16 protein-coding genes and 1 pseudogene are annotated in these 19,726 nt (G+C 57.5%); 14 read left to right on the top strand and 3 right to left on the bottom strand.

The features are described from left to right. Positions 1-83 precede the first annotated feature (83 nt). Complete coding sequence (locus IP89_RS15310) at positions 84-689, bottom strand: TetR/AcrR family transcriptional regulator (RefSeq protein ID WP_043310456.1); 606 nt, start codon at positions 687-689, stop codon at positions 84-86. 130 nt (positions 690-819) lie between these two features. Here IP89_RS15310 and IP89_RS15305 point away from each other — a divergent pair, with 130 nt between their 5' ends. The 9 genes and pseudogenes from IP89_RS15305 (at position 820) to IP89_RS15270 (ending at position 10,816) form a co-directional block, all read left to right on the top strand. Continuing rightward, positions 820-2,052 carry a serine hydrolase gene (locus IP89_RS15305; RefSeq protein ID WP_043310455.1) on the top strand — a complete coding sequence of 411 codons (1,233 nt, stop codon included), beginning with the start codon at positions 820-822 and terminating at the stop codon, positions 2,050-2,052. A 24-nt stretch (positions 2,053-2,076) separates the two neighbouring features. Then, positions 2,077-3,180, top strand: a complete 1,104-nt coding sequence (locus IP89_RS15300) for an extracellular solute-binding protein (RefSeq protein ID WP_043310454.1) — start codon at positions 2,077-2,079, stop codon at positions 3,178-3,180. Further along, positions 3,173-3,634, top strand: a complete 462-nt coding sequence (locus IP89_RS15295; protein ID WP_043310453.1) for a DUF3237 domain-containing protein — start codon at positions 3,173-3,175, stop codon at positions 3,632-3,634. Before IP89_RS15300 ends, IP89_RS15295 begins: the two co-directional genes overlap by 8 nt. Before the next feature lie 207 nt (positions 3,635-3,841). Beyond that, positions 3,842-4,684 (top strand): TorF family putative porin, encoded by an 843-nt coding sequence (locus IP89_RS15290; protein ID WP_177326887.1) that lies wholly within the window; start codon positions 3,842-3,844, stop codon positions 4,682-4,684. A gap of 68 nt (positions 4,685-4,752) precedes the next feature. Continuing rightward, a complete protein-coding gene (locus IP89_RS15285) occupies positions 4,753-6,624 on the top strand; it encodes a CocE/NonD family hydrolase (RefSeq protein WP_052081107.1) in 1,872 nt (623 codons plus the stop codon). A gap of 97 nt (positions 6,625-6,721) precedes the next feature. Further along, positions 6,722-7,282 carry a DUF3237 domain-containing protein gene (locus IP89_RS15280; RefSeq protein ID WP_052081106.1) on the top strand — a complete coding sequence of 187 codons (561 nt, stop codon included), beginning with the start codon at positions 6,722-6,724 and terminating at the stop codon, positions 7,280-7,282. Positions 7,283-7,381: 99 nt separating this feature from the next. Beyond that, a pseudogene (locus tag IP89_RS23940) lies at positions 7,382-8,158 on the top strand (cache domain-containing protein); the annotation flags it as partial. A gap of 153 nt (positions 8,159-8,311) precedes the next feature. Further along, positions 8,312-9,016: a methyl-accepting chemotaxis protein gene (locus IP89_RS23935; protein WP_371261956.1), complete on the top strand. Its 705-nt coding sequence runs from the start codon at positions 8,312-8,314 to the stop codon at positions 9,014-9,016. Positions 9,017-9,082: 66 nt separating this feature from the next. Next, a complete protein-coding gene (locus tag IP89_RS15270; RefSeq protein WP_043310451.1) occupies positions 9,083-10,816 on the top strand; it encodes an amidohydrolase in 1,734 nt (577 codons plus the stop codon). 79 nt (positions 10,817-10,895) lie between these two features. On the opposite strand, the gene IP89_RS22815 is transcribed toward IP89_RS15270, so the two are convergent. Beyond that, a complete protein-coding gene (locus IP89_RS22815) occupies positions 10,896-11,510 on the bottom strand; it encodes a TetR/AcrR family transcriptional regulator (protein WP_052081104.1) in 615 nt (204 codons plus the stop codon). A gap of 293 nt (positions 11,511-11,803) precedes the next feature. Here IP89_RS22815 and IP89_RS15260 point away from each other — a divergent pair, with 293 nt between their 5' ends. Further along, positions 11,804-13,042: an NAD(P)/FAD-dependent oxidoreductase gene (locus IP89_RS15260; protein WP_052081103.1), complete on the top strand. Its 1,239-nt coding sequence runs from the start codon at positions 11,804-11,806 to the stop codon at positions 13,040-13,042. A 61-nt stretch (positions 13,043-13,103) separates the two neighbouring features. Here the strand turns inward: IP89_RS15260 and IP89_RS15255 are convergent, their stop codons facing one another. Further along, positions 13,104-13,574 carry a MarR family winged helix-turn-helix transcriptional regulator gene (locus tag IP89_RS15255; RefSeq protein WP_043310450.1) on the bottom strand — a complete coding sequence of 157 codons (471 nt, stop codon included), beginning with the start codon at positions 13,572-13,574 and terminating at the stop codon, positions 13,104-13,106. A 268-nt stretch (positions 13,575-13,842) separates the two neighbouring features. Here IP89_RS15255 and IP89_RS15250 point away from each other — a divergent pair, with 268 nt between their 5' ends. The 4 genes from IP89_RS15250 (at position 13,843) to IP89_RS15235 (ending at position 19,632) form a co-directional block, all read left to right on the top strand. Continuing rightward, a complete protein-coding gene (locus tag IP89_RS15250) occupies positions 13,843-14,796 on the top strand; it encodes a PDR/VanB family oxidoreductase (RefSeq protein ID WP_043310449.1) in 954 nt (317 codons plus the stop codon). 37 nt (positions 14,797-14,833) lie between these two features. Then, complete coding sequence (locus IP89_RS15245; RefSeq protein ID WP_043310448.1) at positions 14,834-15,913, top strand: aromatic ring-hydroxylating dioxygenase subunit alpha; 1,080 nt, start codon at positions 14,834-14,836, stop codon at positions 15,911-15,913. Positions 15,914-15,973: 60 nt separating this feature from the next. Beyond that, positions 15,974-17,173 (top strand): formaldehyde dehydrogenase, glutathione-independent, encoded by a 1,200-nt coding sequence (gene fdhA / locus IP89_RS15240; RefSeq protein WP_043310447.1) that lies wholly within the window; start codon positions 15,974-15,976, stop codon positions 17,171-17,173. A gap of 518 nt (positions 17,174-17,691) precedes the next feature. Next, entirely contained in the window at positions 17,692-19,632 is a 1,941-nt protein-coding gene (locus tag IP89_RS15235; protein ID WP_052081102.1) for a hypothetical protein, read from the top strand. Positions 19,633-19,726 lie beyond the last annotated feature (94 nt).

Here is a 19,726-nt window from a genome sequence, read left to right as displayed (position 1 = left end):
TCAAACAGCAGTCCGGGTAGAGCACAATGGCAGGCCATGGATGCGATCCCGGCGATGTAGAAACTGAAGGCTAAGCACGATGGTCAACCAGGAGCCAAACCATCGAAGAGAGTCTGAGTCAGTTGGCGAATACGCTTCTCGTGGGCAGCCAAGTCGGGGACGTCGTCCTGAACCAGACGCATAAACAGCACCGAGCTGTAATCGTTTAGGAAGTCGGCCACGAAATCCACGTCGAAGGATTCGCGCAACAGACCGCGCCCCTGCAATTCGCGCAGAAGGGCCGCTACCTCCTCCACAAGCCGGCTGTTCAGGCTGGAGGCGGCCTCCGGTCGCGGCGTCAGAAAACCCAGCGGCAGCAGCTCGCGCCAGATCGACGCGGGTAACGCTTCCAGCTCCTGGCGAATGATCACCGACTCCAAGTGGCACATGGCATCCACAGCGTTATCGAATGACGGCATCTGCTGGCGCGCATCAGACAGAGCTTGCTGGTCTGCGCGCTCCATCAGGGCCAGCAGGATGTCCTGCTTGCTGCCGAAATAATTGAAAACCGTTGGCGTAGACACTCCAGCCTGTACCGCGACCTGCTCCACGGTGGTCGAGGAGAATCCCTGCACCTCGAACAGCTCAAGCGCTGCATTCACGATGGCCTCTCGGCGCTGTTCCTTCTGCCTTTGTCGCAATCCGCTCACATCTACCCCTCCGGATGACCCCGCTAAGGCCCTGATTCTAGTAAATTTTCAATTTCGATCAAATATTTTATTTGACTATAATATTTTATGATTATAAAAAAATGACACCAACAGCGGAGTGTCTGTCCCCATGAGTACCGATTTCGCCCAGGCGCTACACAGCGCCTACCGAGAAAGCAGCGAACCTGCACCAGAGCTGATGCAAGGATATCCGCCGCCCCCGGAGCAGCGCGTAACCTGGCAAAACTTCATGACTCCTCCGCATAACCGCTGGGCATTCCACAATCTGGGACGTATCCGTCCCAACATTACGGTAGAGCGTGGCGACGGACAGATTTGCCCGCTTCCGGTTGCGCCCTATGCAATCGACGACTTCCGTTTCCAAAGCGCGGCCGGGCATCAGGTCAGTCTGGATGAGCATCTCACTGCTACCCATACAGATGGCTGGCTGGTCATGAAAGATGGAAAAGTTGTGCAGGAGCGCTATGCCAACGGCCATCAGGTGCACAAGCGCCACATCATGTTCTCTGTGACAAAGTCACTAATCGGCTTGATGGCGGAGCAACTGATACTGGACAAACTGCTGGACGACCAGGCCTTGGCCTCCCGCTATGTGCCCGAGCTGACCGGCAGTGCTTTTGGCGATGCCAGCGTACGTCAGCTACTGGATATGGCGGTGTCGATTGACTACGACGAGGTCTACGACGACCCCAACTCTGGAAGTTCTCAATTTGGATATGCCTGCGGCCTGACGCCACCTCCACCCGGAATCGACGCCTGCCAATCGCTCTATGAGTACCTACCCTCGACGCGCAAGCGCGGTGAGCATGGTGGTTTCTTCCACTATGTCACCGCCACTACCGAGGCCCTTGGCTGGGTCATGGAGCGAGCCAGCGGTCGCAGTTGCGCCGCAATGTTGGGCGACATCTGGAAATGGCTCGGCTGCGAGCGTGATGCCTTCTTTGTGGCCGACCCTTGGGGACGCAACGTAACTGGATGCGGATTCAACGCCACCCTGCGTGACATGGCCCGCTATGGATCGATGCTGCTTAACCAGGGTCGCTGTCAACGACGGCCCCTGATCTCTCGCAAGGCCATTGCAGCAGTGCTCGAGGGAGGCAATCCATCTGTTTATGCCGCTAACGAGACCTTCTCCCAGTGGAGCCCTGGTGCCACTTACAAAAGCCAGTGGTACGTGTACCCAGGCAATGCGTTGCTCGCAGTCGGAATCCACGGCCAATGCCTGTATGTGGACTTCACCCAGCAGGTGGTCATTGTCAAACAGTCGTCCATGCCGGTTGCCGAAAGCATCTTGGATATCGATACCCTGCGTCTGATCCGCAGCCTGGCAAACGCACTCTAGCCCTACACAGGAAGGAGACGATCAATGAAGCACTCAACGAGATATTGCGCGGTAGCTCTGTTGTTAGGGCTTACCAACCTGACCGCCTCAGCGGCGACGATGGGGGGCGAGCTACGCATTTACAACTGGATCGAGTACCTGCCTAAGGACGTCCTGCAGGACTTCCAAAAGGAAACCGGTATCAAAGTCACCTACGACGTCTTCGATAGCCCGCAAACGTTGGAGGCTCGGCTTCTGACAGGCACCGCCGGCTACGACGTAGCGTTTCCTAGTAGTAGCCAAATCCCGAACTTGATCGCCGTAGGTGCACTGCAACCGCTGCAACGCCAACAGCTTCCGCATTGGCACCAGCTGGACACGAAGTTCATGCAGCAACGTGAAAGCCTGGATCCTGGTAACCGCTACTCGGCGCCCTATCTCTGGGGCAGCACACTCATTGGCTACAACCAGGCCAAAGTCGAAGCCGTATTGGGTAAAGACGTCGACATGCGCGACTACGACCTGATCTTCAAGCCCGACAATATCGCCAAGCTGAGTAAGTGTGGCGTGGCCATTCTCGATAGCCCAACCGAAGTGATCCCCATCGCCCTGCACTACCTGGGTCTAAACCCCAACAGCACTGATCCGGACGACTACGCCAAAGCTGAAACTGTGCTCAAGGCAATTCGCCCGCATGTGCGTTACTTCAACTCAGCCAAATACCCACAGGATCTGGCCAACGGTGACATCTGCGTTGCCCTGGGATGGTCTGGTGGCATGTTGGCGGCACGCAACATGGCTATCGCCGCCAACAACGGTAACGACATCCGCATGGCACTGCCACGCCAAGGCACTTTGATGTGGTCGGACGACATGGTCATTCCGAAGGATGCCCAGAACATCAAACAGGCTCATGCATTCATCGACTACCTGCTACGCCCCGAAGTGATTGCTAGGGTGACCAACCAGATCGGCTATCCCAACCCCAACCCAGCAAGCACAGTGCTAATTGCTCCTGAGTTGCTCAACGAGAAAAACCTGTTTGTCCCGGAGGCGGATCGTCACCTCCTGTTCCAAGTCGAACCGCCCCATCGCCAGGTGCTGCGTCTGCTAACTCGCTTGTGGAACCGGGTGCGCTCCGATGTTTGAACCGAAGCTGCATCTGGCCATGAGCCTGAACGTGTGGATCGGCCCCGGTATAGACCGTGGCGCCGAACCGCATGGTCAGCGGATCGACTACCCAATTATCGGCGGACGCTTCGCGGGCCCCTGCTTGAGTGGAGAAATCCCTGCGGAAGGTGCTGATTACTATCTGGAACGGACCGATGGGAACGGCGTGCTGAATGCGCAGTACAGCCTGCTCTGCGACGACGGCGCCGTGATCAAGGTGCACAACTGTGGATTGTTGATCATGACTGAAAAAGGCCATGAGCTGGCAAGAGATACCTGGCCTATTCCAGACAGCGAGTATCGCTGCCGATGCGCCCCTCAGTTCACAACCGATAGCCCTCGCTACCAATGGCTGATGCAGCACCTTTTCCTGGGGGTTATCACCTACCCCACAGAGCATGGAGTTTGGATCGAGTGCTACCGAGTCGATTAATCCCACACGGAGAAACACATACAACCAGAATCACCTTAAGCAACAACCTCACCAGCACATAACAACACCAGCCCAGCCACTTTACGGTTCGACTTTTGTTCGCGCCAAGGACGTTGTCATGCCCAAAAATGTGAGCAGGTCAAATAACAAGAAATACGTATCGACCTCTTCTCTGCCAAATAAATCAGAACAATGGAGCAGAAGTACATGAACAAGATTGCAACCCGAGGGTTGGCCAGCGGCCTGCTCGCCCTCTCTCTATCCGCTCAGGCCGTCGACCTGACTCCGGAAACCATGCTGGACATCAACCTCGGCATCGCCAGTGACTGGCGTGTAGGTGGTCTCTCACTAAACATGGGCGGCGCCCCTGTCTACCAAGGCAATGCGACCCTGGTACACAAAATGAGCGGTCTGTATCTAGGTTCCTACGCTGTGTCCGTCGACATGGATACCGAAGCCAACCGCGAGATGGGCTACTACGTCGGCATCGGCCGGCCGATCACCGAGAACACCCGTTTCTCGCTGACCTACATTCGCTACGAATACCCCGGCGACAGCTGGATCAACTTCGACGAGGTCATCGGCACTCTCAGCTACCGCCAGACAACCCTCGGCGTGAAGTACGCCTGGGACCTGCAGACACCCAAGCCGATCGAGGATGCCAACAAGGAAATTGCCGCTGCCCACGCGGCCCAGGCAGCCGGCCACATCCCACCATGGGTACAACTGCCGGGCCTCATTCCTGAGCGCGACCCGCATCGCACTATTGGCTGGGCCGAATACGACTTCTATCTGCCCTATGCGACCAAGCTGAATGTGCGCTATGGCCACACTTGGACCCCTGACGAGAACGCATGGCGTTCGGCCAGCGGTAAAACCCGCAGCGGCTACAGCGACTGGGGAGTCTCCCTGACCAAGCGCATGTGGGACGTTGAGTGGAAAGCCGCCTATATCGATACCGACCTGTCCGAGGCCGAGTGCCAGAACAACTTCGGCCCGGGCGGCGACTGCCAGGCCACCGTGGTGTTCTCAGCAATGAAGAACTTCTGACGCACAGCCGCAGACATCTTCTGCCCTCCAGACCTAGATAAAAACCTAGCCAACACTGAGGTTCAGTTATGCAGATCACCCCTATCAAGCACGCCATTGGCCTGAGCGCCCTCTGCGTAGCGCTGCTGATGGCCGGCTGTAACACCCAACCGCCGATGGAAGGCCCGCCACCTGCCGACCGCAGCTTCCAAGAATTCTGGGGCAAGCGCATCACAGGCTATATCACCGCAGCCGACGGCACCGAGTTGCGCTACTCGGTCCTGCTGCCCAAACGCGAAGGCAAATTCCCGGTACTGATCCGTTACAGCGGCTACGACTCTGGCAGCATAGGCGGTTCGGCCTACCTTGCTGACAACGAAACCTTCTCCGTGGCCATGGACAAGGATCTGGTCGAACGCGGTTACGCCGTGATGGGTGTACAGGCTCGCGGTACCGGCTGCTCCCAGGGCACCTTCGACTTCCTTGGCCCGCAGTACGGAACCGACGGTCGCAGCGCCGTGGAATTTGCCGCCCAACAGAACTGGTCCAATGGCAATGTCGGTATGTTCGGCTGGTCCTGGGCCGGTATGTCGCAGCTGATGACCGCTACCGAGCGCCCCCAGGGGCTGAAGGCCATTGCCCCGGGCATGATCCTCGGCGACCCACGCGGCGACAGCTGGGCACCGGGCGGCGTGCCCAACCAGGAGTTCACTACTACCTGGCACTGGTTCGTCGACATGCGTTGGGATGCGGTCAAGGCCAGCGCAGAGACGGAAAAGGACGAGCGCTGCCTAGCCCAAGTCGAACAGAACAAGGCCAAGGTGGTCAGCTCCTCGCTGATGTACAACCTGATTCGCCATCCTCTGCGTGACGAGTGGACCAAGCAACGCGAACCGCGTAACCGTGCTAATGAAGTACAGGTACCAGTGCTGTCCATGCAGAGCTGGCAGGACGAAGCTGTGCTGGCTCGCGAAGGCTACTACCAGGAGCGTCTCGACCCGAAACTACTGTGGATGGTGCAAGCCAGCGGCGGACACAACCTCTACGAGTCGGAGCGATTCCGCAAAGAGAAGCTCTACCCATTCCTCGACCATTTCGTGAAGGGTGAGCAGAACGGCTTCGAGAGCGAGAAGCGCCTGGAGATCTGGCAAGAGACCGTGGCCGACATCCGCGAGGGCCGCCATCAACCGAACGAGACCGCTCGCCCAAGCTGGACCATCGAACGTGACAGCTACCCACTCGCGGTCAAGCCAGTGAGCTTCGCCCTGAGCGAGGATGGTGAACTGATCGAGGGCGGTAAGGGCACCGGCGAGCCGGATGCGTACCTCTACCCGATCCCTGGCCCGGACGTGAATACCTACCTCAAGGACAACGCCTGGGGCTGGCAACACCCGCTCTGGAAACAGGGCAGCCTGGCCTATACCAGCGCTGCGTTTGAGCGTGACTTCCTCAGCTACGGCACCGCCAGTGCGGATATTTGGCTGTCCACCTTCCTGGCACCCGATGCCGACGTTCAGGTGACCATCACTGAAGTGCGTCCGGACGATAAGGAAGTCTTCGTTCAGCGTGGCTGGCTGCGCATGTCCAACCGCAAGCTGGACGAGAGCAAGTCCACCGAACTGCGCCCTTGGTTGGTCGACGAGCCGGACGCTATCCAGCCGATGCTGCCGAACGTTCCTACTCTGGGCCGCGTGGAAATTCCGCCGTTCTCCCATCCATTCCGCAAAGGCTCCAAGCTGCGCATCTGGATCGACGCGCCATCTCGCACTGGCGGCTATGGCTTTGCCTACTACTCGCTGCAGAGTCGCAACAGCGTGTTCCATGACGCACAGCACCCCTCACGCCTGGTGCTTGGCGAGCTGACTGGCGTGTCCATACCGGAGGCATTGCCGGCCTGCGACACACTGCTTAAACAGCCTTGCCGCCACAACCCGCTTTCGGCTTTCAGCCGCCCGCTCTGATGCTCTGAAACAACGCCGCCCGCGCCCAGTGCGGGTGGCTACTCAATCCAGATTCGAGACTACGTACATGAATGAATCAAATGTGCGGTGCAAAACCATGCACCTATTCGGCGCTCTGTGCCTGACCATTGCTGCAGCTTGGCTCCCCCAAGCCCAAGCCAACGAGCTGAAGGAAAAGATCCCCAATCGCCTGACCGACGAATTGGTCATGCAGATCAGCGTCAAGCTTGGCCCTCGCGAAGAGATGGGCAAGGGCCCGGATGGTATGCGCATCAATTACCCGATCATCGGCGGCACCTTCGTCGGCAAGGGCATGAAGGGCACCGTGGTACCTGGTGGCGCCGACATGTCGGTGGCTCGTGAGGACGGTGTAACCATGATCAACGCCCTGTATCGCCTCAAGACCGACGACGGCCAGATCATCATCATCGATAACTCTGGTATTTGGCGCCTCAACGAGTCTGGACTGGCCAAGAAAACCAAAGGGCTGGAGCTGCGAGATATGAAGGAAAGCGACTTCTACTGCCGCACCACACCTAAGTTCAAAACCCAGCCGGGCAGCAACGCTTGGCTCAACGACTACATCTTCACTGGCACCATTGATGGCGTCAGCGAGCATGAAGTGTTGATCAGCGTGTACCAGATCGGCGGCGAGTAATGCTGCCAGGGCGCAAGCGCTCCGCTCCTTGGTTTGCGCCCAATTTTCCCTCCCAAGCTTTGTGCTTTCACCGACTCGAGCCGTACCGAGAGACTTGCCATGTCCATCCTGAGAAACGTCGCCATCGAGCGACGCCTATGGCTGATTTTGCTCGTTGCCCTGCTGACCATCGCCCTGTTGATGGCACTGGCCCTGCGCCAGATCCACGAGGGGCTGTATGGCGCCAAGGTCTATCAAATCCAAACTGCAGTGGAGAACACCAGCGGCATCCTTCAGCGCTTTCATCAGCTGGAACAGCAAGGCCAACTGAGCCGTGCAGAGGCACAGACCCAGGCTCGCGAGTTGATTCGCGGCCTTCGCTATGGCGGCAACGAGTATTTCTTCATCCAGAGCCTGCAACAACGCATGCTGCTCCACCCCACGAATCCCGAGATCGAAGGTCGCGACGTCAGCGACCTCAAGGATGCGAAGGGCCGCGCGATAAACCAAGAAATGGTGGGTGTAGCCCAAGCCTTGGGCCACGGCATCGTCGAGTACAGCTGGCCGAAGCCCGGTTCAGTACAGCCGGCCGACAAGATTTCCTATATCACTCTATTTGAGCCCTGGGGCTGGATTCTCGGCACTGGCGCTTACATCGACGATATCCAGGCGATCTTCCGGGGCGAAGTGCTCCGACTGGGCGGCATAGGCCTGGGCATTACAATGCTGTTGACCCTGGTCACCGCAATGATCTCGCGCAGCATCACCCAGCCGCTGCGCAACACTGTGCAGGCCATGGCTGAGATTTCCCGTGGCAATGGTGACCTGACCCGCCAATTAGCGACCGATGGTCATGACGAACTGTCCGGCTTGGCTAAGGACTTCAACCATTTCACCGGGACCTTGCGCAGCCTGATCGGAGAGATTCTGGTTTCTGCAGGCACCACAGATGGCGCAGCTCGAACCATCCAGCAGAATGCAACTTCGGCTAGGGCACAGAGCGAACTCCAGGCTCAGCAGGTCACCCTGATCGCCACCGCGCTCAACGAGGTGACCTACAGCATCCAGGACGTCGCCGGCAATGCCGAAGCCTCGGCCAAGGAAGTCGCCAATGCCGAACTGCAAGCGCTCGACGGTCTGCAGAATGTCGAGCTCACCCTCAATGAAATCGGGTCGTTGTCGACGCTCATCAGCCAAGGCGTGGATACCATTCACTCGCTCGCAGAGCAGAACGAACGCATCAGCTCGGTGCTGGCCATCGTCCGTTCGATTGCCGAGCAAACCAACCTTCTCGCACTCAACGCTGCCATTGAAGCCGCACGCGCTGGGGAGCAAGGCCGAGGATTCGCCGTAGTCGCTGACGAAGTGAGACTACTGGCGCAACGCACACAGGATGCCACCGCTGAAATCCAGACGATGATCGGTGAGTTGCGTGTTAGCAGTGGCAGTGCGGTAACGATGATCGGAGACACTCACAAGCTGTCCGAACGCACTGTCAACCAAGCCAAGCTCGCCGGGCAATGCTTGCAGGCCATCGTCTCATCACTTCGAGCGATCACCACGCAGGGGCACAGCGTGGCCGAGGCCACACGTCAGCAGTCACTAGCAGTGGAAGACATCAACCAGAACTTGGCCACCGCCTCCGTTCAGGCACAAGAGGCCGCTCATTTCGCAGAGCAAACTCGCGGCCTAAGTGACAGCTTGCAAGCGAACTCCGCTGATCTCCAGCACGCGCTCAACCGCTTCACGTTCTAACCAACGACAACCAGCACCATCGAGGCACTTTGCCTCGATGTGCATCGCCATGAGCCTATAAAAACCATGAAAAAACTCACCACCACCCTCTCCGCCCTCCTCCTAACGCAGGTCACATTCTCGGCTCACGCAGCCGCTGACCTGATCCTCGTAAACGGGAGGATCTTCACAGCAGAGCAAACACTGCCACAAGTTCAGGCCATGGCGATCCAGGGCGGCTCAATCCTGGCCACCGGCAGTAATGAAGAAGTCTTGGCACTCGCAGATAGCGGCACAGAGATACTGGACCTGAACGATAAGCGAGTAATGCCAGGGCTTATCGACACTCACTCACATGCTGTTTACGGCGGCCTATCGCTGTCATCCGCCAATATGAAGGATGAAGTCGTCGACCTGGAGCAACTGGAAGAGCGCCTACGTCAATGGCGCAAAGATGGTAGCGCTCAGTTGGGTCCTGACATTCTTCAGGTGCAAGGCATGAACTCCGACTACTGGGCGCGAGTTGAGGAATTGGGCAAGCGATTCAGTCACGGCGAATGGGCGAACACGCCGCTGGTACTGATGGGGAGCGACCACCATACCGCATGGGTTAACTCCCGAATGATGCAGCTGGCAGGCATCGACAAGGCCCTGTTAACCAGCCTCCCCGAAGCCGAGCGCGGGACCATCGGCGTGCTCCCCAATGGCCAACCCAGCGGGTTCTTAGTAGATGCAGGCTGGGATCGGGTATCCGCCGTACTACCACCGATTGACACCGCAACCCTGATGAAGGGTGCACAAGCAGCGGTGCGGTACTACAACAGCGTTGGGGTCACAGGCTGGATGGATCCAGCGGCCAACGCCTCTCCGGGCCAGGCGGTATTTGATATCAAGCCAACTGAACAGACCCTCGGTGTGCTTCCCGGCTACAAGGCACTAGCGGAGCAAGGCCATCTCAGTGCCCATGTAGCGGCCCTGTTGGTAGCCAACCCCAAGAGTCGCCCAACGGATCTGGAAGTACTAGAGAAAGTACGCCAGCAGTTCCAAGGTGTGCCCAACCTGACTCTACCCGGCATTAAGATCTTCGCTGACGGCGTGTTGGAGTTCCCTGCACAAAGCGCCGCGCTGATTGACCCGTACAGCAACAGCCACAAGCAAGGTGAACTGCTCATCGATCCAAAGCACTTCGGCGAGCTGGTAACCGCAGTCGACCAACGTGGCTGGTTGATGCACATCCATGCAGTAGGTGATCGTGCTGTGCGCGAATCTCTCAATGGCTTTGAAAAAGCTCGCGAAGCCGGAAACAGCGGTATTGCTCACTCGATCACCCACCTACAGCTGGTTCACCCTCGTGAGTTCGCCCGCTTTAAGAAACTCAATGTGATCGCTTCCATGCAACTGTTGTGGGCCACTGCAGACGAGTACGCCATCGACATGGTGAAACCCTATGTCAGTGCATTTGCCTACCACTACCAATACCCAGCTCGCTCCCTGTTAAAAGCTGGAGCCACTATCGCAGGAGCCAGCGACTGGCCGGTTTCTCCAGCCAACCCTTGGCTGGCTATCGCCCAGGCCACCACTCGCCAGGGCAATAAAGGCGTACTCAATGCCAACGAAACCATCACACGTGAGGTGATGTTCTATGCCTATACCGTGAACGCCGCGAAGACACTGCGTCTCGACCACCAGATTGGCTCTCTCGCCAAAGGCAAGCTGGCGGACTTCAGCATCCTTGATCGCGATGTTTTCAGCGTGGACGAAAAATCGCTGGCTGATACTCAGGTGCTGTCGACCTACTTCGCAGGTCGCAAGGTCTACTGACGCAGTAACAGTTCATACTACAGGCCATGAAATTGATGGGGCCGCATAGCAACTGCAAGCAATGCATCGCAGGGCTCCATCAATCAATCTCGGGTGGATAAACTCCCGTGGCAGCCACAATCACTGCCCGCTCTATCTGCTCCCTGCTGGCCGAGCCAAGCATGTAGCTCTTGAGCATGTTGCCCTGACGCAGCCGGGCGTAGCCGTATAGCGTCGACCACATGGCAATCACCCTAGCTTGCAATAAGGCGCTCTCGCCCTTCTCCTGCCCTAGTCGTTGCGTCTGCGCAACACCGTCGTAAACGCGATGTAGCAGCTGCCCCAACTCATCCTCATCACCAGCTTGCTGAATCAGCCCTGCGTCGTACATCAGGATGAACAGACCAGGGAAATCCTCAGCAAACGCGAGAAAGCCCTGGCACATAGCCAGAGCCCTGCTCTCAGCTGTAACGAACTGCTCAACGACCTTCTGCTGAGCATCCAGCAAGCGACGAAACCCCTCGCATGCACAGGCACGCAACAAAGCGTCTCGGTCTGGGAAGTGACGATACGGGGCGGCGCTGGACACCCCTACGGCCTGAGCCAGATCACGCAACGACAGCGCCTGATAGCCGCCGACCTCAATGACCTGTAGGGCAGCGTCTATCAGCGACTGACGCAGATTTCCATGGTGGTAATTACGCGCAGAGCTCATCGGCTCCCCCATTGACCCAAGCAGTGGAACATGGCCACAATGTTATCAGCGCTTACATCAAATTTCACTTCTTTCACTTCCCGTTTCTGCAGCCACTTGGAAAGCACTCTCGCTAACCGAGTAGCAACTATTGGTCAAATAGATATTCGAGATGCCAGGTATCTCGCTACGAGATACCTAGTAGTGATACTCACGATTTTTGGGAGCGCCTGGCACTGGCTTATGTTTTCGACGTCGGCTGCCTAGCTGTCCTAGCCGCAGCCAAACAACAAGAACAAGCGAGGTTGTAAGCAATGAGCAAGACGTCTGTCGACGTAACGAGCCTGGGTGAGCGCGGAAAACGAGTAGCGATTATCGGCGCCGGCCCCGGCGGAATTCTCGCGGGCCTTGCCCTGCATCGAGCAGGATTCCAAGTCAAAGTCTTTGAGCGCCATCCAGAGCTGCAACCACTCGGCGGGGCCATCATCCTCAACGCAACCGGGATTGTGATCCTGCGCAGCCTGGGTGTACGTATCGACGACGTCTTCGCCGCAGGCCTACCTGAATTCCGCCGCTATGACGGCCGCGTGCGCGTCAACTTTGACATCGACATGAAGCTAATGGAGCAGGCCGGCGTCACTGGCTGGCAGTCTGGAATGATGCGCTCAGAGCTCTATGAGCGCCTGCTAGAGGCCGCCCCTGCCGACATGATCAGCACCAGTCATAGCTTTGAACGCTACGAGGAAAACAGCGACGAGGTTGTCGTGTACTTCGACAATGGCCAAAGCTACAGCGCCGATCTGGTTGTAGGTGCGGATGGCGTCATGTCGAAAGTCCGTGAGCAGCTCTGGGGGCCATCCGAACTCAAACACCTCGGCATTGCCGTCTGGCTCGGCTGGTGTGAACTACAGGGACCTGACCGCAAGAAGATCGTGCTGCACCACGACCACCAGGTGCAAATGGGCTATGCGCCACTGCGCTACAAGGGACGAGACTGCTTTGAATGGTGGTTCGTTGAGAAGTGCGCTGCGGATCAGGTCGAGCCCAGCGATCCGGCTCGTTATGTGCGTGAGCATATCCAACACTTCGCGTATCCGGTGCCGCAGATCCTTGAGGCGACCGATACCAAACACAACCTGTTCCGCTGGGTGGTCAAATACCGTAAGCCGCTGAAGCAGTGGTCCAAGGGTCGTGTAACCATCATGGGCGACGCTGCTCACCCGACCTCACCGTACGCCGCATACGGAGCCGGCATGGCCATTGAGGATGGCTTCTTCCTCGCCAAATACCTGGCTGGCTCCAACCTAGCCGACATCCTGACTTTGGAAAATGGACTCCGACGCTATGATGACCAGCGCGTTGACTACACCAATCAGACCACGGCTTTTGCCCGCTTCCTAGGCCGCATGTATCACGGCGTACCGGCACCACTGAATCGCCTGCGCGATCTGTTCCTAGATCACTCGAGCCTACCAGCCAAGATGATTCGTAAGGGTGTCACCGAAGAAGCACAGGCATTGCTGCGGGCAGTGCTGGAACCCGCCGACAACTGATCAAATTCCGGAGCCGTCCACTTGGCAGCACATCTGCAATTGCCAAGTGGAATTGGCTCACTCAGGGCTCTACCGGATCGTACTCATTCACGTACGAAACCTGCGCCTGCAGCCGCCCGAGCAGGTTGATCAACGTGTCCACCTCCCCTTCGCTCAGCCCCCCAAGCAGCCGACGCTCTCGCTCCAGAGCCACCTTCAGCACGCGATCGTGCAGCGCCAGGCCTTCGGCTGTGAGGCTTACGGTATTGCGCCGTCCATCCTGGCTATCAACCTGACTGCTGATGTAGCCGGCCTTCTCCAGTTGCTGTAGCGAGCGGCTCACCGCCCCCTTATCCAGGCCGATGGCTTGGCACATGCGGTTAGCCGTGATGTTGTCTTCCACCTTGAGCATGGCTAGCAGCCGCCACTCCACCACTCCCACACCGAAATGCTTGCGGTAACACAGCGAGGCGCCCGTCGCGAGCTTGTTGGCCATCAGGTTGATGATCGCCGGAACGTAGCGACTCAGGTCCAGTTGTGTGGGTTCTGGCATGAAGGAAAGCGCCTTAAGAAGGAAATGGTTCGAGGCAATTAGTTGACACCGCAACTAATTGGCGTAATTCTAACGTCAAGCAAGCTCTGCGTGCATGGCTCGCCATCATAGGCGACAGCCAGACCTGATAAAAACAATGAGTAGGTAGCGTCATGAACCGTTCGATAGCCCTTCCGCCTTCCCCTCCAGGCAAATAGCGCTGCGCTGATCTAGCCGGCCAAACACCCCATTTTTGCTTTTTGACCACTTCACTGTGGAGGGAGAAGTCATGCTCCAGGTTTTAGTCAGCCGCAAGGTTCTCGTGGCCGATGGTATCTGCAGTTTCGAGCTGCAATCACTCGATGGCTCGCCGCTGCCACAGTTCTCCGCTGGTGCGCACATTGATGTGCATACCCCTGCTGGCGTTACTCGTCAGTACTCGCTTTGTAACCACCCAGAGGAACGCCACCGCTATCTGATCGGCGTGCTCAAGGATCCGCAGTCGCGTGGTGGCTCCCAAGCTATGCACGAGCAGCTCGAACAAGGTCAGACGCTGACCATCAGTGAGCCACGCAACCTTTTCCCTCTAGCGGCAGAAGGCAAGAAGCATCTGCTTTTCGCTGGTGGCATTGGTATCACCCCGATGCTGGCGATGGCTTACGAACTATCGCAACGCGGAGTGGATTTCGAGCTGCATTACAGCTTCCGGGCCAACGCCAGCGCGGCTTTTCTCGATGTGCTGAACGAGGCACCGTTCGCGAGTCAGGTGAAGCTTTACAACAACGCTGCGGCCCCCGCCGCCATGCTCGATGCCCCAGCAGTGTTGGCCACGCCTGAGACAGGCGTACACCTATACGTCTGCGGCCCCATTGGCTACATGGAGTATGTGCTGAACAGCGCCGCGGCCCAGGGCTGGCCAGCTGAACAAACTCATCGCGAATTCTTCTCCGCTGCCCCGGTTGAGCACGACGGAGATCAGCCATTCGAAGTGGAACTGGCCAAGTCAGGCCAAACCTTCCACATCCCCGCTGACCGCACTGTGTTCGAGGTGCTCGACGAAGCTGGTATCGAGATCGAAACCTCCTGCGAACAGGGTATCTGCGGCTCTTGCGTCACCCGCGTACTGCAAGGCACTCCGGACCATCGTGACCAGTTCATGACAGACAAAGAGCACGCCGCGAATGATCGGTTTACTCCTTGCTGTTCGCGCTCAAAGAGTCCGCGCTTGGTCCTCGACCTCTGATCTGACAACCACAAGAAACCAACACCGGGAGAAGCCCATGAATGCTTCCAACGAGAACCTGGCCTACGAGGTGTCCTCGCAGTCCGCACTACCCAAATTCCCACTTGATCAATGGTATGTCGCAGCGCTCGGCTGGGAGCTGAATGACAAACCTGTTGGTCGCACCCTGCTGAACAAACCAGTAGTGCTGTTCCGTATGGCAGATGGATCAGTGGCGGCGCTGGAAGATCGTTGCTGCCACCGCGCTCTGCCCCTGTCCTCAGGCACCCTGGACAGTGGAGGCTTGCGCTGCGGCTACCACGGTCTTTTGTTCAATGCCGCCGGAAAATGCATCGAGATTCCTGGTCAGGACAAGATTCCGAGCAAGGCCAAAGTGCCGATGTACCACGTGCGTGAACGAGATCAGATCGTATGGATCTGGTTCGGTAGCAGTGCCCACCCGGAGCCGACCTGCGAGCCACCGGAATACAACGTGCATAGCAGCGGCAAGTACATCTTCGGTGGCGACGTCTATCACTACGACGCACCCTACCAGCTGATTCACGACAACCTGATGGACTTGAGCCACCTGGGTTACGTGCACCTGCGCACCATCGGCGGCAACGCATCCATTCACATGGAAGCGAAGATGACCGTAGAAAGCGACGACAGCATGGTCAGGGTCGTACGTCACATGCCCAACTCGACGCCGCCCCCCACCTATGTCGCGGCCTATCCGTTCAAGGGCACCGTCGACCGCTGGCAGGAAATCGAATTCCACGTCAGCCATCTGCGCATCTGGACCGGCGCCGTTGACGCCAACACCGAGTCACTCAATGACCCGGAGCGTGGCGGCTTCCATATGCGCGGTTTCCATGGGGTCACTCCAGAAACGGATACCACCAGCCACTACTTCTGGTCGATTGCCACCAACCCCGAGAGCAACCACGACGAGGTCAAGGCCAAGGTCATCGAGCAAACCGCTATGACCTTCGACGAAGACAAAGTGGTGATCGAAGCGCAGTACCAGAACATGTGCCGTTTCGGCGAGAAGCCGATGATCGACATCCACGTCGACGTCGGAGCCAACCGCGCACGCAAGATCATCGAAAGCCTGCGTCAGGCGACCAGCGCTTAACCAACGGTTTGTGACTACCCACCACCTGCGCTCCATAGGGGCGCATTAAGGAGTTGTTCTATGAGTGGCAATCGTGGAGTCGTATATCTCGGATCGGGCAAGGTCGAAGTACAAAAGATCGACTACCCCAAAATGCAGGACCCGCGCGGCAAAAAAATCGAGCACGCAGTCATTCTGAAAGTGGTGTCCACCAACATTTGCGGCTCGGATCAGCATATGGTCCGTGGCCGCACCACCGCTCAAGTCGGCCTGGTGCTGGGCCACGAAATTACGGGCGAGGTGATCGAGAAAGGCCGTGATGTGGAGCACCTGCAGATCGGCGACCTGGTTTCGGTACCGTTCAACGTCGCATGTGGCCGCTGCCGTTCGTGCAAGGAGCAACACACCGGAGTCTGCCTTACTGTAAACCCGGCTCGTGCTGGCGGGGCCTACGGCTACGTCGACATGGGTGACTGGACCGGCGGCCAGGCCGAGTACGTGTTGGTGCCCTATGCGGACTTCAACCTGCTCAAGCTGCCAGAACGCGACAAGGCTATGGAAAAGATTCGTGACCTGACGTGCCTGTCCGACATTCTGCCCACCGGCTACCACGGCGCAGTAACCGCCGGCGTTGGGCCAGGCAGCACTGTATATGTCGCTGGCGCAGGCCCAGTGGGGCTCGCTGCTGCCGCCTCTGCCCGCCTGTTAGGTGCAGCCGTAGTGATCGTCGGCGACGTGAACCCAGTACGTCTTGCTCATGCTAAATCCGTTGGTTTCGAGATTGCCGACCTATCCAAGGACACACCGCTGCATGAGCAGATCGCAGACCTGCTAGGTGAGCCAGAAGTAGATTGCGCTGTGGATGCAGTGGGCTTTGAGGCCCGCGGTCATGGCCATGCTGGCGCGCAGCACGAAGCTCCGGCCACCGTCCTCAATTCGCTGATGCAGGTCACGCGCGTGGCCGGCAAGATCGGCATCCCCGGCCTGTACGTCACCGAAGATCCGGGCGCAGTAGATGCAGCGGCAAAAATCGGCAGCCTGAGCATTCGTTTCGGCCTGGGCTGGGCGAAATCTCACAGCTTCCATACCGGCCAGACCCCAGTCATGAAGTACAACCGTGCGCTGATGCAAGCAATCATGTGGGACCGCATCAACATCGCCGAAGTGGTAGGCGTGCAGGTGATCAGCCTGGACGATGCACCTCGTGGTTACGGCGAGTTCGATGCCGGTGTGCCAAAGAAATTCGTCATCGACCCGCATAAATCGTTCAGCGCTGCCTGACCGCACTAGAGAAAGGGGGAAGTAACTTCCCTCTTTCTCTATGCATAATAAAAATCAGCTCTTATAGATAAATTGCGGCAAGGATAATCCATCGAAATCTAGCCAAATAGATTATTTGACTCAACACCCTCAATAAGCCAGTTGCAATAATTGGCCCGTCAAATATCGCCATCGCAAATTAATCTGACTTAATACTCTTCCCTGAAGCTATGCGCTGCCCATTTCGGCTCATCTCTATATCGCGCCGAAAGATACCTGTTAGATAAAAAATCGATTGGTAACCCTAACTCCTGATGGGCAGCTTTGGCAGGCCTTCCGCGTGCATCTCCTTAGCTGCGCATGCGGCTGGGCAAGCGATTAGCTCGGAGCCTAACCGCACCTGCACTCATCGCCGTATATAACGTAATGAAAATGGCAAAGTAGTCAGCTGACGACATTGACAACCATTACTCGGCCAACAAGTCAGCTGGCCATGATTTCATCTACAACAAAAACTTCAAAAAAGATGGATTTCAAAAATGAAGACAAGCCTTCTTGCAACTGCTATTAGCGGGGCTGCCTGTATAGCCCTGTCTCTGGCGCCAACAGCTGTCAGTTCAGCGCCGAATAAGAGCACTCCCGCCCTTCCCGACTTCGGCCCAAATGTAACTATTTTCACCCCTACCACTCCGGTTGCTGAAATCAACTCCACTCTGCAGAGCTTTTCCAACGAGCCAGAGTTCAGCCAGAACCGCCATGCTGTGTTCTTCATGCCGGGCGTATACGGCAGTGATGCAGGTCAGGATGATCCCGCGACCGCAACGGGTATCGTCAATTCGGAGGTGGGTTACTACACGGCGATCTATGGGCTGGGGAAAACTCCGCAGGAGGTCCGCATTAACGGCGCCCTTCACGTGGAGCCCAAGCAAGAGAATCCGGGTGGCAACCCGCAGGATGGGACCTTGGTGTCCAACTCGCTAACCAAGTTCTGGCGATCGCTGTCGAACCTGACGATCAACCCTATCCAGCGCCCGGTTGGTGATGACGCTCAACTGCCATACCCAGAGGGCATAGCCCCGCCGCACACCATGCGCTGGGCTGTTTCTCAGGCAGCCCCACTACGTCGAATCAATATCCTTGGTGACCTTGAGCTCAACGGTCGCTACGGCACCATGGCCTTCGGCACCTACATTGCCAACAGCAATGTTCAGGGCTCAGTCATCAGCGGTGACGGTACCGTCGGTGCAGCTCAAGCTCACTGGTACACGCGCAACAGCACAATCAACCAGTGGAACGGCCGAGCGATCAACTACGTGTTCTCTGGCGTACTCGGTGCTCCAGGAAGCAACTTCGATCCGGGCAGCATCACCAGCCAAGCAACAACGCCGGTGACACGGGAAGCACCGTTTCTCTATGTAGACGCGCAGAAGCAGTTCAACGTATTTGTCCCCCGCGTAAAAAGCCACGGGTCCGGCCACGACTGGGAGGTGTCAGCACAGACTGGCAAACAGCTTCCAATTCAGACCTTCTACATCGCTAAACCAAGCGACTCGGCTTCCACCATTAACGCGCAGCTGCAACAGGGCAAGAACCTGATCGTTACCCCGGGCGTCTACGTCTTGGGTGAGCCGATCAAGGTAAACCGTGCAGGCACAGTAGTGCTCGGCCTCGGGTTCCCGACTCTGGTTCCGGCAACGGGTAAGGCTGCTGTTGAAGTCGGCAACATCACCGGCGCCATGCTTTCTGGTTTGATCATCGACGCAGGCCCAACCAACTCCAATGTCCTGCTGAAAGTCGGACAGCGCGGCAGCTACGCCGGCGAAGCACATGACCCGACCACGCTGAGCGATATCTTCGTTCGCGTGGGCGGCCCATTGCTCGGCAAAGCGACCACCAGTGTCGAGGTCAACAACCACAATGTGATTCTTGATCACAGCTGGATCTGGCGTGGTGATCATGGCACTGGCACTGCTTGGGGCGAAAACCAGGCTGATCATGGCCTGATTGTTAATGGAAACGATGTCAACGCTCTGGGTCTATTCGTAGAGCACTTCCAGAAGCATCAGGTTATCTGGAATGGTGAGCGCGGCCGTACGATCTTCTACCAAAGTGAGATGCCCTACGATCCGCCCTATCAAGCTGCCTGGATGAATGGAGCCAAGGAAGGTTTCGCCTCTTACGTTGTGGGCAGCAACGTCAAATCTCATGAGGCGACTGGACTGGCGGTCTACTCGCTCTTCTTTACGGGCGTATTCGCTTCCAGCGCCATCGAGGCACCAAATTCGGCAGGCATTCGCCTGAAGTCCATGACCAGTTCGGTGATCGCTGCTGGTGGTGGCATTCGTCACGTAGTCAACGAGTTCGGCCCGTCCGCCCTCGCCTCCGAACCAGACAACGCCATCTACAAAATGACGGCAGTGAAAAGGCTGTCCGAGTATCCCGCCACGGCTCAAAAGAACTGCCCAGACCGCAAGAAATAAGGCCCTGATACGTAGGCATCTTTCTAACCGAATGTGCCTACCTTCAATGGTCTCAATCGGCATGAATATGGGCGTTAATCGCCCCTAACTCGCC

It is taken from the genome of Pseudomonas sp. ML96 (assembly GCF_000761545.1).
Lineage (GTDB): Bacteria > Pseudomonadota > Gammaproteobacteria > Pseudomonadales > Pseudomonadaceae > Aquipseudomonas.
Note: the sequence above shows the minus strand (reverse complement) of the source record. Positions and strands in the feature narration are given on the sequence as shown.

What these genes read in the sequence shown, in the direction of transcription:
- IP89_RS15285 (WP_052081107.1), top strand. Translation starts at nt 4,753, where the DNA reads ATGCAGATCACCCCTATCAAGCACGCCATTGGCCTGAGCGCCCTCTGC.
- IP89_RS15300 (WP_043310454.1), top strand. Translation starts at nt 2,077, where the DNA reads ATGAAGCACTCAACGAGATATTGCGCGGTAGCTCTGTTGTTAGGGCTT.
- IP89_RS15235 (WP_052081102.1), top strand. Translation starts at nt 17,692, where the DNA reads ATGAAGACAAGCCTTCTTGCAACTGCTATTAGCGGGGCTGCCTGTATA.
- IP89_RS15255 (WP_043310450.1), bottom strand. Translation starts at nt 13,574, where the DNA reads ATGCCAGAACCCACACAACTGGACCTGAGTCGCTACGTTCCGGCGATC.
- IP89_RS15295 (WP_043310453.1), top strand. Translation starts at nt 3,173, where the DNA reads ATGTTTGAACCGAAGCTGCATCTGGCCATGAGCCTGAACGTGTGGATC.
- IP89_RS15245 (WP_043310448.1), top strand. Translation starts at nt 14,834, where the DNA reads ATGAATGCTTCCAACGAGAACCTGGCCTACGAGGTGTCCTCGCAGTCC.
- IP89_RS15305 (WP_043310455.1), top strand. Translation starts at nt 820, where the DNA reads ATGAGTACCGATTTCGCCCAGGCGCTACACAGCGCCTACCGAGAAAGC.
- IP89_RS15290 (WP_177326887.1), top strand. Translation starts at nt 3,842, where the DNA reads ATGAACAAGATTGCAACCCGAGGGTTGGCCAGCGGCCTGCTCGCCCTC.
- IP89_RS15270 (WP_043310451.1), top strand. Translation starts at nt 9,083, where the DNA reads ATGAAAAAACTCACCACCACCCTCTCCGCCCTCCTCCTAACGCAGGTC.
- IP89_RS22815 (WP_052081104.1), bottom strand. Translation starts at nt 11,510, where the DNA reads ATGAGCTCTGCGCGTAATTACCACCATGGAAATCTGCGTCAGTCGCTG.
- IP89_RS15250 (WP_043310449.1), top strand. Translation starts at nt 13,843, where the DNA reads ATGCTCCAGGTTTTAGTCAGCCGCAAGGTTCTCGTGGCCGATGGTATC.
- IP89_RS15280 (WP_052081106.1), top strand. Translation starts at nt 6,722, where the DNA reads ATGCACCTATTCGGCGCTCTGTGCCTGACCATTGCTGCAGCTTGGCTC.
- IP89_RS15260 (WP_052081103.1), top strand. Translation starts at nt 11,804, where the DNA reads ATGAGCAAGACGTCTGTCGACGTAACGAGCCTGGGTGAGCGCGGAAAA.
- fdhA (WP_043310447.1), top strand. Translation starts at nt 15,974, where the DNA reads ATGAGTGGCAATCGTGGAGTCGTATATCTCGGATCGGGCAAGGTCGAA.